At 69.9% G+C, this 14,220-nt stretch carries 17 protein-coding genes; 4 read left to right on the forward strand and 13 right to left on the reverse strand.

The window, feature by feature from the left end; translation table 11 throughout:
• Positions 1-24: 24 nt before the first annotated feature.
• From AC07GB_RS28845 to AC07GB_RS28900, 12 genes are all read right to left on the reverse strand, one after another.
• A complete protein-coding gene (locus AC07GB_RS28845) occupies positions 25-642 on the reverse strand; it encodes a pilus assembly protein TadG-related protein (protein WP_478850516.1) in 618 nt (205 codons plus the stop codon).
• Positions 639-836, reverse strand: a complete 198-nt coding sequence (locus AC07GB_RS28850; protein WP_478850518.1) for a hypothetical protein — start codon at positions 834-836, stop codon at positions 639-641. The genes AC07GB_RS28845 and AC07GB_RS28850 overlap by 4 nt, the downstream gene beginning before the upstream one ends.
• Before the next feature lie 275 nt (positions 837-1,111).
• On the reverse strand, positions 1,112-2,002 hold the full coding sequence (locus AC07GB_RS28855; protein ID WP_478850458.1) for a DUF5936 domain-containing protein: 891 nt from the start codon (positions 2,000-2,002) through the stop codon (positions 1,112-1,114).
• Between the two features lie 17 nt (positions 2,003-2,019).
• The gene (locus AC07GB_RS28860) at positions 2,020-2,967 is read right to left on the reverse strand and encodes a type II secretion system F family protein (protein ID WP_478850460.1); all 948 of its coding nucleotides are present in this window, start codon (positions 2,965-2,967) and stop codon (positions 2,020-2,022) included.
• Between the two features lie 29 nt (positions 2,968-2,996).
• Entirely contained in the window at positions 2,997-4,337 is a 1,341-nt protein-coding gene (locus AC07GB_RS28865; protein WP_478850461.1) for a CpaF family protein, read from the reverse strand.
• 5 nt (positions 4,338-4,342) lie between these two features.
• Positions 4,343-4,693: a TadE/TadG family type IV pilus assembly protein gene (locus AC07GB_RS28870; protein WP_478850463.1), complete on the reverse strand. Its 351-nt coding sequence runs from the start codon at positions 4,691-4,693 to the stop codon at positions 4,343-4,345.
• Between the two features lie 104 nt (positions 4,694-4,797).
• A complete protein-coding gene (locus tag AC07GB_RS28875; RefSeq protein ID WP_478850465.1) occupies positions 4,798-6,417 on the reverse strand; it encodes a CpaE/TadZ family protein in 1,620 nt (539 codons plus the stop codon).
• 62 nt (positions 6,418-6,479) lie between these two features.
• Positions 6,480-7,190 (reverse strand): Flp pilus assembly protein CpaB, encoded by a 711-nt coding sequence (gene cpaB, locus AC07GB_RS28880; RefSeq protein ID WP_478850467.1) that lies wholly within the window; start codon positions 7,188-7,190, stop codon positions 6,480-6,482.
• 114 nt (positions 7,191-7,304) lie between these two features.
• Entirely contained in the window at positions 7,305-8,207 is a 903-nt protein-coding gene (locus AC07GB_RS28885; RefSeq protein ID WP_478850469.1) for a hypothetical protein, read from the reverse strand.
• Positions 8,208-9,178: 971 nt separating this feature from the next.
• Positions 9,179-9,508 carry a hypothetical protein gene (locus AC07GB_RS28890; protein WP_478850471.1) on the reverse strand — a complete coding sequence of 110 codons (330 nt, stop codon included), beginning with the start codon at positions 9,506-9,508 and terminating at the stop codon, positions 9,179-9,181.
• Between the two features lie 130 nt (positions 9,509-9,638).
• Positions 9,639-10,109, reverse strand: coding sequence for an NUDIX domain-containing protein (locus AC07GB_RS28895; protein ID WP_478850473.1), 471 nt, complete (start codon positions 10,107-10,109; stop codon positions 9,639-9,641).
• 2 nt (positions 10,110-10,111) lie between these two features.
• Complete coding sequence (locus AC07GB_RS28900; protein WP_478850520.1) at positions 10,112-10,831, reverse strand: XRE family transcriptional regulator; 720 nt, start codon at positions 10,829-10,831, stop codon at positions 10,112-10,114.
• A 272-nt stretch (positions 10,832-11,103) separates the two neighbouring features.
• On the opposite strand from AC07GB_RS28900, the gene AC07GB_RS28905 reads away from it, so the two are divergent.
• From AC07GB_RS28905 to AC07GB_RS28920, 4 genes are all read left to right on the forward strand, one after another.
• Positions 11,104-11,355, forward strand: a complete 252-nt coding sequence (locus tag AC07GB_RS28905; RefSeq protein ID WP_478850522.1) for a hypothetical protein — start codon at positions 11,104-11,106, stop codon at positions 11,353-11,355.
• Positions 11,343-11,588 (forward strand): DUF7848 domain-containing protein, encoded by a 246-nt coding sequence (locus tag AC07GB_RS28910; RefSeq protein ID WP_478850475.1) that lies wholly within the window; start codon positions 11,343-11,345, stop codon positions 11,586-11,588. The genes AC07GB_RS28905 and AC07GB_RS28910 overlap by 13 nt, the downstream gene beginning before the upstream one ends.
• 559 nt (positions 11,589-12,147) lie before the next feature.
• Positions 12,148-12,372 (forward strand): helix-turn-helix domain-containing protein, encoded by a 225-nt coding sequence (locus tag AC07GB_RS28915; RefSeq protein ID WP_478850477.1) that lies wholly within the window; start codon positions 12,148-12,150, stop codon positions 12,370-12,372.
• Positions 12,372-13,616 (forward strand): tyrosine-type recombinase/integrase, encoded by a 1,245-nt coding sequence (locus AC07GB_RS28920; RefSeq protein WP_478850479.1) that lies wholly within the window; start codon positions 12,372-12,374, stop codon positions 13,614-13,616. Before AC07GB_RS28915 ends, AC07GB_RS28920 begins: the two co-directional genes overlap by 1 nt.
• A 165-nt stretch (positions 13,617-13,781) precedes the next feature.
• Here AC07GB_RS28920 and AC07GB_RS28925 read toward each other — a convergent pair whose 3' ends face one another.
• Complete coding sequence (locus AC07GB_RS28925; RefSeq protein ID WP_478850481.1) at positions 13,782-14,210, reverse strand: DUF4259 domain-containing protein; 429 nt, start codon at positions 14,208-14,210, stop codon at positions 13,782-13,784.
• Between the last annotated feature and the right edge of the window lie 10 nt (positions 14,211-14,220).

The following is a 14,220-nucleotide window of genomic DNA, read 5'->3' on the forward strand; positions in this document are numbered from 1 at the left end:
CTTCCTTTTCCCAGTCGTCGCTTGTCACTTGGCCAGATGCACGGAAAACAGCTCCGCTGCGTCCGGCAAGTCGTCCAGGTCGAAGTCGTCCGGATCGATCTCTATGGGCTCGCCGTCGCAGGAGAACTTCACCGAGTCCCCCGGCTCGCTCGAGGGATCGACCTCGCATCGGGGCTTGATGACGGCGATGGCGTCGGCCTTGGCGTGCTGTGATTCCGTGCCAGGAATGATCGAGTCGCCCACGCTGTAGTTCGTGGTGACCTGGGCCCAGTAGCCCAGGTAGCCACCCACCTGACGGGGCTCGAACCCTGTGACCTTGGAGTCGTTGTCGGCCGCCAGGGCCTGGGCCGCTGCCTCGGGGCCGCCCTCCCCGGCCGGGAATTCCATGCCGTCGAGCCAATCGAGCCACTCGCCGTCCTCACCGGAGCCGATCGCCTCGACCAGTTCGTCGAGCAAGCCGTCACGCGCGGCTTGGGCGGCTGCCAGGGCGGCGGCGTCCGCGGCCGACTGAGCGCCATTACGAGCTGAAGCCGCCTGGGCGAAAGCGAAGAACGCGAGCGCGGCGAAGAGCAGGATGGCCGTCAGCCAGATGTAGATCGGCAGTGTCTGGCCTCGTTCCTCCCGGGCGAAGCCCGCTGTCAGCCGCCGATGACGTCGCCGACCGCATCGCCGATGGCCTTGGAGATCTTGCTGTCCAGAGCCAGACCGTCGATCAGGGTGTAGATCCCGGCGATCAGGATCATCAGCCCCGCGTACTCCACGAACCCCGCTCCCCGATCCCCGGCGCTCCCTCGGGTCCGGCTCAGCCGCGAAGACACTGTCAGCGTCCACTTCACCCATGCCTCCAGTACGCGTTCCTTCAGCACGACGGACGACCTTTCTCTCCCACTGGAAACCGACTTCGCGCTCGATTGGCGCAACGTACGCCACAACACGTGCCCGTCGGGAGCGCTTGCGCAACGCCTTCCCGGGTTCACACACGAGTTGGCGTATTTCCCTCGTTCTCCCGCTCGCTCGTGCTGGCATCATCCCGAGCCCCTCCACGCCGGTCCGCCGCTCCTCGGCGACTGTCCCACACCGGCTTGCACGGGCGAAGAAGCTTTCACGAACATCACCGCCCCAGAATCGAGCCGAAGTCCGAACCGGAACCCAGGAACATGCCCGCCCCGATCAGGATCATCGTCGCCGGCAACATGAACACCAACGTCACCAACGTGGCCTTGGGAATCGTCTTCGCCGCTCTGCGGCGGGAGTTCTGGGCGTCCGTGCGGCGCATGTCCGTGGCGAGTTGGATCAGGGTCTCGGCGATGGGGGAACCGAGTTCCTCGCCCTGTTGGAGGGCGGAGACGAACTGGGCGACCTGCTCGGAGGTGTTGCGGCGGCGGAGTTCGTCGAAGGCCTGGCGGCGACTGACGCCCATGTCCATCTGGCGCAGGGTGATGCGGAGTTCGTCCGCCCACGGACCCTCGTACTTCTCGGCGACCCGGTCGAGCGCCTGGCGGAAGCCGAGGCCCGCGGAGACGACGACCGCGAGGACGTCGAGGAAGTCGGGGAGGGTGCGGTCGATGACCTCGCGGCGTTCGCGGACGGCCTGCCAGATCAGGGCGTCCGCGGCCAGGGCGCCGAAGGCGAAGGTCATGGCGGCGAAGAGGGGCTGGCCGTTGGTGAGGAAGACCAGGCCGAGGACGAGGCCGAAGAGGCCGTACACCGCGCGGCGGGCGGCGTAGCGGTCGATGGTGAGGCCACCGGGGTTGCCGGCCATGTCGATCCTGCGGCGCTTGGCCGTGACCCGCTTCGGGCCCATGAGGCGCAGGACCAGGGGCGCGAAGCGCATGCCCAGGCGGTCCACCGCGCCGCCCGCCGCCGAGACGCGCGTCGCGCCCACCTCCAGGGCGACGGCGAGGTCGGGCGGGAGCTTCGCCTCCGCGCGGTACATGCGGACGCCCTGGCAGGCTCCCGCGACGGCAAGGCCCATCAGGAGGGCGAGCAGCAGACCCGGCACCGTGACCCCACCTCCCCTCAGACCTCGATCTTGCCCAGGCGCCTGATCACGAAGAAGCCCACCGCGTAGAGGCCCAGTGAGATCAGGATCAGGGTCTGCCCCAGGGGCGAGCCGGTCACGCGCTCCAGGGCGCCCTCGTTCGAGGAATTGATCAGCAGGAGCGAGCCGAGACCGAGGAGCGGCACGGTGAAGGCCGTGGCGTGGACCTCCGAGAGCATCGTGCGGACCTCGCGCCGGGTCTCCTTGCGGTCCTCCAGGGTCTGGGTGAGGTTGCGGAGGGAGTTGACCACGGAGCCGCCCGCCTTGTTGGCCAGGACCAACGTCGTGACCAGCACTATCAGTTCGCGGGACGGGAGGCGGCGGGCCAGCTCCTCCAGGGTGTCGTCGATCGAGCGGCCGACGGTCAGCTGGTGGGCCACGTGGGAGAGTTCCTCGCCCGCCGGGGACTCCAGCTCCTCCGCCGCCATCGCGAGGGAGGTGCGCAGGGCCAGGCCCGCGGCTGTCGCGTTGGCGAGGATGCGGGCCACGTCCGGGAGCTGGTTGATGAACGCCTCGATGCGTTTCTGCCGCTGCCAGTTGAGGAAGATGACCGCGCCCCAGACGGCCACCACTCCCGCGATCGGGCCGAAGAAGGGGGCCAGGGACGCCGCCGCTATCAGCCACACGGCCGCCACGACGGCCGTGACGTACGTGAAGAACTCGCCGGGCGTGAGGTCGAGACCGGTCGCCGAGAGCCGCAGATGGAGTTCGCGGCCCAGGCGGGTGCGCCGCAGCCTGCGGTCGACCGCGGTGAACCGGCGCCTGCGCCCGCCGCCCTCCAGGGCCGCGGGCCCGCCCTCGGCGGACAGCCGGTCCACGAGCGCTTGGCGCTGGGCGCGGCCGGAGGCGTACGTCTGGATTCCGGCGACGGCCAGGGTGCCGGTGAGCAGCGTGGCGCCGAGGGCCAGGAGCGTGGGGTTGTCCATGGGCTGTCCTCAGGTCTCCTCTGGTCTCCTCAGCCGATCGCTTCGCGCGTGTTCAGTACGTCGATGGCCTCCGCCACCCCGTACGCGGGCGGCACCGGCTCACCGGCGACGTAGAGGCGCTCGGCGACGGGGCGCGGCAGCGGCAGGTGCTCGAAGTAGCCGTGGACGACCCGGTCGGGGCCGGCCGGGTGCGGGACGAAGCGGGTGACGGGCGCGATGCGGAACTGCTGGCGGCCGTGCGAGACGAGCAGCACGATCTCGGCGACCTTGCGGGAGCCGTCGGCGTGCCGGGCGAGCTGGACGACGACGTCCACGGCCGAGTTGATCTGGTCGCGCAGGGCCTCGAAGGGGACCTGGACCTCGGACATGGAGCCCAGGGTCTGGAGCCGGGTGAGGGCGTCTTCCGCCGTGTTCGCGTGGACCGTGGCCAGGGAGCCGTCGTGGCCCGTGGACATGGCCTGGAGCATGTCCAGGGTCTCGCCGCCGCGGACCTCGCCGACGATGATGCGGTCGGGGCGCATGCGCAGGGAGTTCCTGACCAGGTCGCGGATCGTGATCTGCCCCTTGCCCTCGACGTTCGGCGGGCGGGATTCGAGGCGGATCACGTGGTCCTGCTGGAGCTGGAGTTCGGCGGAGTCCTCGATGGTGATGATGCGCTCGTGGCCCGGCAGGAGGCCGGAGAGGGCGTTGAGGAGCGTGGTCTTGCCGGAGCCGGTGCCGCCGCTGACGATGACGTTGAAGCGGGCTCGTACGAAGGCCGCGAGGAGCATCAGCATGTGCTCGTCGAGGGAGCCGAGGCCGATCAGCTCCGGCAGCGTGTAGGCGCGCGGGAAGCGGCGGATGGTGAGGGTCGCGCCGGTGAGGGCGAGGGGCGGGATGATGACGTTGACGCGCTCGCCGGTGGGCAGGCGGGCGTCGACCATGGGGTTCGACTCGTCGACGCGGCGGTTGACCGTGGAGACGATGCGTTCGATCGTCTGCATCAGCTGGTCGTCGGACGCGAAGCGGAGCGGGAGCTGCTCCACGCGGCCCGCGCGCTCCACGAAGATGGAGTCGGGGCCGTTGACCATGATCTCGGTGATGGAGGCGTCGGCGAGGAGCGGCTCCAGGACGCCGAGGCCCAGGGCCTCGTCCACCACGCGCCGGATCAGGTGCGCGCGCTCGGAGGCCGAGAGGACGGGGCCCTCGCGGCTGATGATGTGGCCGAGGACCCGCTCCAGGCGGGCCCGGCGGTCGGCGGCCGACAGGGACGACATCTCGGCCAGGTCGATCTCTTCGAGCAGCTTCGCCCGGTACGTCGCCACGAGGCTGTCGTCGCGGCTCGGCGCGGCGGCGTCGGCGGGCGACGCGATGCGGGAGCGCAGGCTCATGCGGGTCAGCCTCCTGTCCCGGGGCCGCCGGGCTCCGCGGGGTCGTCGTTGGGCATGGTCACGGTCTTCTCGACCTCCCAGTCCGTGTCGACGAAGGGCAGAAGGGTGGGCACCTGGACGGTGACCGTGGCGGTGGTGGTGTCGCCGCCCCCTCCGACCGATACGTCCGCTTCCAGGCCCGAGTCCATCGCGGCGTGGCCCGCGGCCTCGCCGCCCGATCCCTCGCGGGACTCGACGCGGGCGGCGGCGCGGGCGCCGGAGCCCGCCTGGCCGGTCGCGTAGCCGACCAGGCCGAGCTGGATGGCGGCGAGGCCCACGAGGAGCAGGATGGGGAGGAAGCCGGCGAACTCCAGCATGGAGACGCCCTTGTCGCCGCGCGGCCGCCTGTCGGCCCGGGCAGGGGCCGGCCCGGGGGCGGGCGCGCGCCTGCCGCGGCAGTGCCCTCGTAACGCCAGGCCTCTCACGGCGTCACCTCCCGCTCGTCCGCCGCCCCGGCCTCCGCGTCGACGGTCCAGCCCGCGTCCGCCCCGGGGAAGAACACCGGGACCTGGAGCCGCACCCGGGCCTTGATGACGTCGCCGTCCTGCCCGCAGGAGATGTCCGCGCCGCCCTGCCACGCCGAGGGCAGGCGTTTCTGGCCGGCCTGGGAGCAGGCCCCGGCCATGTCGCCGTCCACGGCGGTCGCCGCGGCGGCCGCCCGCGCCGCCTCGTCCGCCGCGTTCCCCGCCAGGGAGTACGAGTAGCCGTACAGCGTGCACTGCCACAGGATGCCGAGGACAGCGAGGAGCAGCGGGAACATGCCGGCGAATTCGAGGGTGACGGCACCCCGGTCCGACCTGGCGGCGCGGCGCAGGCCGCGGCCGCCCTTGCGGGCGCCGCCGGTCTCCTGTTCCACGAGGCCCAGTTCACCGGCGAGCCCCCACAGCGCCTGCTTGACGGTGGACTTGGCGTCGAGGTCGTGCAGGCGGCCCGCGTCGACGGCGGTGTGCAGCTCCTTGGGGACGTCGGGCACGGTGGTGCGGGCGGCGCGTGTGCCGGTGACGCGGGCGACGAGGGCGGGCTGGATCTCGGTGCCGCGCGCGTGCCGGTTGACGACGGTCACCGTCTCCTCGGCCTTGCGGATCTGGAGCCGGTCCCAGAGCCGGACCATGCGCTTGGCGGCGCGTACGGCGACGACGTCGGGGGTGAGGAGGAGGACGGCCTGGTCGGCCATCTCCACGACGGCCGCGCTCGCGGTCGTGACGTACGTACCGCAGTCGACGACCACGACGTCGTACCGTCCGCGCAGCGCGTTGACGGTCTGCCGGGCGACGCGTTCGGTGATCTCCTCGCCGCGTTCGCCGTCGGCGGGGGCGAGGAGGAGGCCGATGCCGGTCTCGTGGGCGTAGACGGCGTCCTGGACGACGCGGGGCGTGAGGTCGCTGATCGCGGCGAGGTCGGCGACGGAGCGGCGGAACTGCACGTCGAGGTACGAGGCGACGTCGCCGGACTGGAGGTCCAGGTCGAGCAGGGCGGCGCTGCGGCCCGAGGCCTGCGCGGCGAGGGCGAGCTGCACGGCGGTGAGGGTGGTGCCGACGCCGCCTTTCGCCCCGGTCACGGCGATGACCTGGCCGCTGCCGGGGGGCGCCTGGCCGGAGCCCGGGCCGTACAGCTCGACGGCGCCGGTGCCGAGGTGGCGCCGCATGCCGGTGGCCCAGCCTGCCGCGGCCTGGACGCGCTCGGCCAGGGCGTCGTAGGCGAGCGGGTAGGTGACGATGCCGCGCGCGCCGCAGTCCATGGCGGCGGTGAGCAGGGCCGGGCTGGTGTCGGCCGTGACGAGGACGACGCCGACGGCGGGGAAGCGCAGGACCAGGTCGCGGATGAGGTCGAGGGCGGGCACGGGCGTGATGCGCTCGTGCACGAGGACGACTTCGGGCAGCTCGTCGACGGACTCGGCGGCGAGGTGGGCGAGGGTGTCCAGGAGCGCGGTGGAGTCGGCGACGGGCGCGGCGGGTTCGGCGTCCGGGAGCTGGGCGGCGAGCCCGCTCAGGGTGCGGGCGGCGTCCGGGTCGCCGACGGCGGGCAGCACGCGGATGGTCATGGGCGGCCTCCCTCGGGCGACGGGTGGCTCCGGCCACAGGGACCGTTCATCTGGCGGCTCCCCTACTTGTCCTCGTCGAGGGTGTACGTGCGGTCCCCGCGCGGTACGTCCGCGTCGCCGCCCCTGCCGACCAGGGCGAGCCGGACGTGCGAGGCGAACGACTCGGCGTACGCGACGCGCTGGGCGTCCCGCGTGTCGAGGGCGAACGTGATGGGCACGGCCTCGTCGGTGCGGCGGCGGCTGCGGTCGTCGCGGTCGGGTTCGAGGGCCGTCAGCTTGCCGACGTCGATGACCCTGGCCTTCTCGACGATGACCTTCGACTGGTCCTTGCCGCGGTCGGTCTCGGCCTTGAAGGTGGCGTAGATGTTGACGGTCGAGCCGGGGGTGATCTTTCCGGCGACGCCGGTCGCCGCGTCGATCATGATGGCGATCTCCTGCTGGCCGGGCGCCAGGCGCGGCCGTTTCACGATCATGTCGTTCTGGAGCAGGGAGCCCTTGCGCAGCTGGGTGACGGCGATCTTCCCGCGGATCTCGCGGAGGTCGGTGACGGCGTTCTCCGAGAGCCACCGCTCGGGCATCTCGACCTTCTTGAACTGGCCGGGCTCCAGCTCCTTGTACGGGGCGATGTCCGTCTTCAGCTCGTACGCCCCGGTCTCGGGGCCGACCTTGGAGTTCACGTCGCGGATCACCGAGAGGACGCCCGCGAAGGCGCCGATCGCGCACAGGACCGACAGGACCATCAGGATGACACCGCGGCGCTGGCGTGAGTTCATGGGCCGGACTACCTACCTCGTTCGTTCGTACGGCGAGTGCGGGTGGCTTGCGTGTGGCTACGGACGGTGAGCGGGGTGGTGCGTGAGCCGGTGGGGCCCTGGGCGGAAGGGGGCCTAGGTGGCGCCGCGGGGCAGCAGCGCCCGCGCCCCGGAGGTCACCTCGGGGGCGGCGGCGACCCGTTCGGACGGCGGGAGCAGCGGGGCGGCGCAGAACGCGCAGCGGTCGCCGATGAGTTCGAGGCCGCACCAGTGGCAGTCCTCCCTCCGCACGGACGAGACCAGTTGGTAGAGCACGGAGATGTCCGGGATGGCCGCGGCGAACTCGACGAGCTTGCCGGTGGCCCACCAGCGCGCGGACTCGGCGGGTAGGGGGACATCGACGGCGCCCTGCACCTGCCAGACGTCGGCGAGCGTGTCGGTCACCCAGGCCGGGTCGAGCTGGCCCGGCGCGTACAACAGCTTCGTGCCGAACTCCGGCGGCGGCAGCACCGCTTCTCGCGTCGCCTTCACCATCGCGGTCCGCGGGGCGGCGAGTACCGCGAAGTGCGTGCCCGGAACCCACGACTTGGTGTGCGAGCGCAGCGTCACGGGCACGCGGTCGAGCCGGGCGACGGAGCCGAGCAGGGCGCCCGCGTAGATGTAGTGGCTGAGCAGCCGCGCGGCGGACGCGAGCACGCCCGGGCTGAAGTCGCAGATGGACAACTGCCGTAACTGGAGCGCCAGTACGGAGAGCCCGAGCGGCGGCAGCTCGCTCCTGACGAACGCGATCCGATCACTTTCGAGCACGGCCCGGATCGCGTGCAGCCGGTGCCGCACGCTCTGCGGCGCGGACGCCGGGCACAGCACGATCACGTACCCGTGGTACTCGATGAGCTGGTGCATCTCCGTGAGCGCCCGGTCGAGCGAGTACGTCTTCGGTGGCTCGGCCGCGCTCTTCAGGACCGGGGCGGTAGGGGTGTGCCGGTCGGGCGAAGGCAGCACCAGGTCCGGGCTGGTCACGGCTATCGCGGTCGGCATGCGCGCACCCCCGGCTCCGAGTCCTCACACTCCCGTCCGCGCACGCCGACGTTCACGTGCGCTCCTAGCTGTGCACCATATCCACGCGGGGGCCGCGCTAACACCCAACTTCCCACTGTTCACCTCTGGGTTGTGGGATGGGTCCGCTCCGGGTTCGCGGGCGACGCCTGCAGGTCCGTGAGCCGACGAGTTCGAGGGGCGCCTCACGGAGGCCACGGCAGAGTCCCAGCGGATGCGCAAGAGACTGAACTTGTACAGCAGCCCGATGGCCCGCTCGACGATCCGCCGCTTGGTCCCCAGGCCAGATCGAGTTCGCTGCCATGTCAGGCTATGGCATCGTTGAAGTTGCCATCAATCAGCGAGATAGCGATCAGGGCGCCGTCCGTCACCGCCCCACTCGTCCCCAACCGCCAGTGGCTGGGGACGAGTTGTGATCAGGCCCAGGCGATCCTACGCCCCTCCGAACGTTTCGGCGGCCCGCATCACTTTGGAGCCCTTAGCCGCTTCACAACACTCCTATACCCTCTGAAGTTACGACACAATGCATCTCGAGGTGCCGCTCCAGTCAGGCGACTACCTACTTCACCCACTCGGGGTCTTCCCATAGTAGGGACTGACGGTCTTGGCCAGCTTGCGTTGAATTGACCGCAGAGTCCTGATGGCCAGTTCGTCGCTAATTCCTGTAGTTGTCGACCATTCGAACCCGGAACCCGAGAGGTCACTAACGAAGACGATTTCGGCCGCCAGGAGCACACGCGCCCAATCCGCCGAAGAAAGCGGGGTGTCGCCACTAAGTGCGCTGCGCAGCCTCTCGCATTGATCATATAGATCCTGCACCCCTGCAAAACCCATACCTACCGCGAGTTGGTGGCTACATCGAGCCGGCCCACCCCACTCCAGCAGGGCTCGCCTCAGTAGCTTGACCTCGTAAGCGGTGAGCACGTCACTCGCTGCCACGTCTTCCCCCGGCATCACTCCAGCTCCTCCCAGTACTTGTCCAGCCTATTTGGGTCTCTACGGAAGATAGTTCCACCATCTGGATGCATCGGATCGTGAATCACGATAGTTGACCCGTCCTTACCCAAAAAAGCCTTTCGTCCGCTGCCTAGTTCCTTAGTGCGTGACGGATCTTTGATCGTGCCCCTGGCGAGATCCGACAGATCCTCAGCGGACACGCCCGGGAAGTCTTTCGCGTGCTTGCTGTCCGCGTGCCCTCTGGCGATATCACCGGCATCTTCGAGGCGATCCTCGTCAGAGCACCATGAATTGTGCACAAGCACCGGAGTGCTGCCCGCCAGCACATAATACGTGTGCTACGCGAAGCCTTCGACCTGCTTTTCCGCAGGTCAAGTGCGGTTTGCTGGTCCGGTGAAGTGCGTGGGCGTCCGTGGTTGCGCGGGGTTGTTGCCGTCGCTACCGCCGTCAGACGGTTCAGCCCAGGTACGGCTTCTCGCGCTGTTCCAGGAAGTGCTGGAGCCTGAGCCGTTGGGTGTGGTGCATCGGCAACTGCTCGATCTCGTCCGGCGGCACGAACCGGAGCTCGGTGGACTCGTCGGAAATCTCCAGCCGGCCGCCGATGATGCGGGCGGTGAAGCAGACGTTGAACTGGCGGCGGACCTCGCCGTCGGTGTAGGCGATGATGTGTTTCGGGTCGGTGTAGGTACCGACCAGGCCGGTGATCTCTACGTCGAGGCCGGTCTCCTCTTTGACCTCGCGGACGGCTGTGCCTGGCAGGGAGTCGGTGAGGTCCATGCCGCCTCCGGGCAGGGCCCATAGGCCGTTGTCGCGGCGGCGCTGGAGGAGGATGCGCCCGTGATCGTCTGTGACGACGGCGGACGCGGCGACGACCATGCTGTTCGGCTTGGGCGCGTTCGGGTCGTCGTAGTACTCGGTGCGGGCCACGGTCAGCCTTCCTCTCGCACGGGCGTTGCCGTCGCCCACACAGCGTCGAAGCTCTCGGCGTAGGTGTCGAACATGCCGCCTGTCTCATGTCGGCGAAGATGCCATACGGGGGCGCCGTAGGCGTTGAGGCCCCAGACATGGGTGTTGACGAGTTGCTGGTCGTCGGCGCGGTAGAGGGAGTTGTAGAGCGTGGTGCCGTGGGTGCGGACTTCGATGCCAGGGGTGCCGGCGAGCGGCCTGTAGTGCATGAGCGCGAGACGGCAGCGGGATTCGATGCCGTGGCCGAACCGCTCCTCTTGGCCGCGGGCTTGGACGTTGTCGCTGTCGGGGTCTCCGATCGCGATGCGGACGGTGCAGCCTTCGGCGGCGCGTTCGGTGAGGAGTTCGTTCAGCCGCGGGTACGCCTCGTGGAGGAAGACGGCCGCGTAGACGAGGATGTCGATCCGTTCCCGGGCCTGGGCCATCAGGTCGGTGAACGTCGAGACGGGGATGTCGGCCCGCTGCTCGTAGAGCGCCACCAGCTCAGGGCTGATGGCGCGGGCGGGGCGGGCCTGGCGGAGCGCCGGCCAGAGTGCGTGCACGTCTTCTCCCAGGGCCTTGGCCGCCTGGAGGGCGGTGGCACGACGTGGGATACGCCCGAGGTTCACCCAGCGCTCGACCGACTTTGGGTCGACCTCGACCTGCTGAGCGAGTGCGGCGTACGTCCAGCCTCCCGCCGCCATGACGGCTCGTAGTCTCTCGTTCGGCACGAGTCTCCCCTTCGTCTCAGGACGGCACTAGGGACGTTCTACACAGTGCAGGACGTCCCGAAGTGGGGTTTGGCGGAGGTTCCTTCGTCCCGGTGACCGGCGTGAGGATCGGTGCCGACCCTGTGGCTCCAACAGGCCCAGGGGCACGCATCCACGCCGCCGAGGAGCGTCACCGTGCGAAAGAGCACCACCCCATGTGTTCCTGCCCTGCGCCTGGACGCCCGGTCGCGCGCCGCCTCGCCGGGGTGGTCACCATGACGGCCCCCACCCCTGATGCCGACGGGCACACCGTCTCGCCCGATGCCGGCGCCCTGGTGGTCGACCGGCGTAGCGGCAAGGTGGGCGTGGTGATGGGGCATGTGGGGACGTACGTGCAGCTTCGGCCGCCGCGCGGTGGCCAGGAGTGGGACGTGCCGCCCGAGGACGTACGTACGCCGACTCCGACGGAGGAGTTGAGCGCGAAGGTGGCCGTGGCCAACCGGAGGTGGGGACGGTGACCCCGCGCTCGGTCCTGCGCTACGAGACCTGGACGCTCCAGCCCGACCGCGAGCCGGACGCGGAGCCGGTCTTTTACGCGATGCAGTGCGCCGTGGACGGAGAGACCTCGCCGACAAGCGAGGACTTCGCCGAACCGCAGAACTGGGTGCTGCGGCACTGCGGCCAGAATCCGTCCCACCACACCTACCGGGAGATCATCACGCGGCCCTGGCGGGCCTGGCGGCAGACGTGAGTCCCGCTCGATCAGGAGCCGCACCGCGCTGACCTACCCAACTCCCGTCCCTGCCGGGCACGGTCGATCGAGGCTCCCCCTCCTCGTCAGCCCTGGCAGGGGCGGGCCCTTACGTGCGTGCCGTGCCCATGGCCATGAGGTTCTGGCCTCAGCCACAGAACGTCAGCCACGACGGCGGGCGCGCCGACCGATCACCCGTCACGTGTGTCTCGCTCAACCCCGCACCGGCATCAGCCCAGTTATCTCCATCGTCACGGCCCCAGCCAGGCACCAGGGCCGGCGTTCCGGACGACAGCACCGCCGGGATACCGACGCCGCAGGGCACGAGCTTGCCGGACGGTCTCTCGGGCGCCCGGTCGGTCTGCTGGTGAGTGGTCGGACAGCAGGGCTCTCGGTTGGCAGTCCGGCCTATGCTCCCGGCCCTGCGCGCCGAGTGGTCGGCGGCCGTCGCCAGCGGGGCGGCAGACAGGAGCGGGCGGCGGTCACCGACCGCCGGCGCGCGGCGGCCCGCGTCAGCGGGACGCCCTTGACGGCAGTTCGCGGCCGAAGGGGGCTGTTGATGGCCTCGCCCCCGCCCGCCGTCCTCCACACGGAGGCGGCACCGGCGCTGGATCTGCTCACGGTGCCCCAGGTCATGGCCCGCCTCCAGCTCGGCCGCTCCGCCGTCTACGACCTCCTCCGCACCCGCCAGCTCGCCTCCATCACCCTCGGCCGCGCCCGACGCATCCCCGCGCACGCGCTGACCGACTTCCTCCGCACCCGCCTCGACCAGGAAGCCGCCTGATGACCACGCCCCGCGACACCCCCGCCTCCCGCCGCGTCCGCGCCAACGGCGACGGAACCGTCTACCAGCGCAAGGACAGCCGGTGGGAGGCTGCCGGGTACGTCCTCGCCCCCGGAAACACCCGCAAGCGCGTCCGCGTCTACGGCACCAGCCGCAAGGAAGCCCTGGCCAAGCTCACCGAGAAGATCGCCGCCAGCAACCGCGGCCTCCCCATCCCCTCCGCACAGGGCAGCGTGGCCGCGTACCTGACCTACTGGCTGGAGAACGTCGCCTTCCACCACCTCCGCGAGAACACCCACACTCGCTACACCGCCTGCGTCAACCGGTACCTGATCCCCGGCCTGGGCAAGAAGAAGCTCACCAAGCTCACCGCCAAGGACATCCGCACCTGGCTCAACCAGCTCCGCACCACCTGCCAGTGCTGCACCCGCCGCATCGACGCTCGGCGCGACCAGCCCCGCTGCTGCGCAATCGGCCAGTGCTGCTCCAAGCTGCTCTCCCCTCTGACGCTCACCTACATCCACTCCGTGCTCAAGTCCGCCCTGGAGCACGCCGTCCGCGAGGAGGAGATCCCGCGCAACGTCGCCCGCAACGTCCGCACCGGCACACCTCGGCCCCGACGCTTCGAACCACTCACCGCCGACGAAGCCCGCCAGCTCCTCGCGGCCACGCGCGGACACCGGCTGCACGCCCTGTTCGAACTCGCCCTCCACACCGGACTCCGCAAAGGCGAACTCCTCGGCCTCCGCTGGGAAGACTTCAACCTCGACGCAGGTACCGCCGCCATCCGCCGCACACTCCAGCGCACCAATGCCGGCGGTCTCACCACGCTGCCCACCAAGACGCGAGCCTCCGAGCGCCGCATCGCCCTCCCCGCCCGCTGCGTCCAGTCGCTGAAGCTCCACCGCGAGCAGCAGCAGCGCGAACGTGAGGCCGCAGGCACGGCGTGGCAGGACAGCGGGCACGTGTTCACCACTGCGCAGGGCAGTGCGATCGACCCCACCAACCTCACCCGCGCCTTCCTCACGCTCCTCCGCAGTGCTGGCCTCCGCCGCATCCGCTTTCACGACCTCCGCCACTCGACCGCGACGCTGCTCCTGGAGCAGGGAGTCGAACTCGTCGTGATCAAGGAACTCCTCGGCCACGCCCACATCGGCGTCACCGCCACCGTCTACGCCCACGTACGCCTCCGCCTCCAACGCGAAGCCATGACCGCCCTCGGCGACGCCCTCAACCGCCCCTGACCCCGCGCACGGGCGCACGGCAACGGCGGCGAACACCCCCGATGTTCGCCGCCGTTGCCGTCAACTACTGCCGTCAGCGCGGAGCGATCCAGTCAAACCGGACAACCCTTGCCGCCGGAATTCGCGAACGTGAATTCACCTGCCTGGTCCGTAGGGGGCCGAGGCCTATCGCGACCCACCGCCGTGGGCGGATCGCAACAGCGCCTTCACGCGATCCAACTCTGCTCGCGCCTCTTCCCTTTCTTCCTCATTCACCCAACTCCGCCAGAATGATTCATTCTCCGAGAAGACGCTTTCCAGTGCCCGCATCGCAGAAGAAGCGAGGGTCGAGTCGATTGGCTTTGGTAGCCAATCAGTAACTCCCGAGTAATCCTCACTCCATTCCAGGGAAGCGCCGGCCGGAAGGTTGGCTGCAACGACCGCAGCGGCCGCCATTACCTCTTCTGGAAGAACTTCGGAAGAACCGCCTTCGGATGTTGCGCGGAATGTTGTCGTGACGGCTGCGAGCCGCCCGGACGCAGGCTGTTCCTCCAGTTCGTCCAGGTAGTCTTCCGCAGTGTCGCTATCAAACGGACCCGGTCCCCAGGTTCCCATCGCAGACTCC

It is taken from the genome of Streptomyces sp. NPDC045778 (genome assembly GCF_056431945.1).

Bases quoted from the DNA above. Each gene is read 5' to 3' on its own strand.
- AC07GB_RS28925 (WP_478850481.1), bottom strand. From the start codon at position 14,210: ATGGGAACCTGGGGACCGGGTCCGTTTGATAGCGACACTGCGGAAGAC.
- AC07GB_RS28865 (WP_478850461.1), bottom strand. From the start codon at position 4,337: ATGAGCCTGCGCTCCCGCATCGCGTCGCCCGCCGACGCCGCCGCGCCG.
- cpaB (WP_478850467.1), bottom strand. From the start codon at position 7,190: ATGAACTCACGCCAGCGCCGCGGTGTCATCCTGATGGTCCTGTCGGTC.
- AC07GB_RS28920 (WP_478850479.1), top strand. From the start codon at position 12,372: ATGACCACGCCCCGCGACACCCCCGCCTCCCGCCGCGTCCGCGCCAAC.
- AC07GB_RS28870 (WP_478850463.1), bottom strand. From the start codon at position 4,693: ATGCTGGAGTTCGCCGGCTTCCTCCCCATCCTGCTCCTCGTGGGCCTC.
- AC07GB_RS28915 (WP_478850477.1), top strand. From the start codon at position 12,148: ATGGCCTCGCCCCCGCCCGCCGTCCTCCACACGGAGGCGGCACCGGCG.
- AC07GB_RS28875 (WP_478850465.1), bottom strand. From the start codon at position 6,417: ATGACCATCCGCGTGCTGCCCGCCGTCGGCGACCCGGACGCCGCCCGC.
- AC07GB_RS28885 (WP_478850469.1), bottom strand. From the start codon at position 8,207: ATGCCGACCGCGATAGCCGTGACCAGCCCGGACCTGGTGCTGCCTTCG.
- AC07GB_RS28860 (WP_478850460.1), bottom strand. From the start codon at position 2,967: ATGGACAACCCCACGCTCCTGGCCCTCGGCGCCACGCTGCTCACCGGC.
- AC07GB_RS28900 (WP_478850520.1), bottom strand. From the start codon at position 10,831: ATGGCGGCGGGAGGCTGGACGTACGCCGCACTCGCTCAGCAGGTCGAG.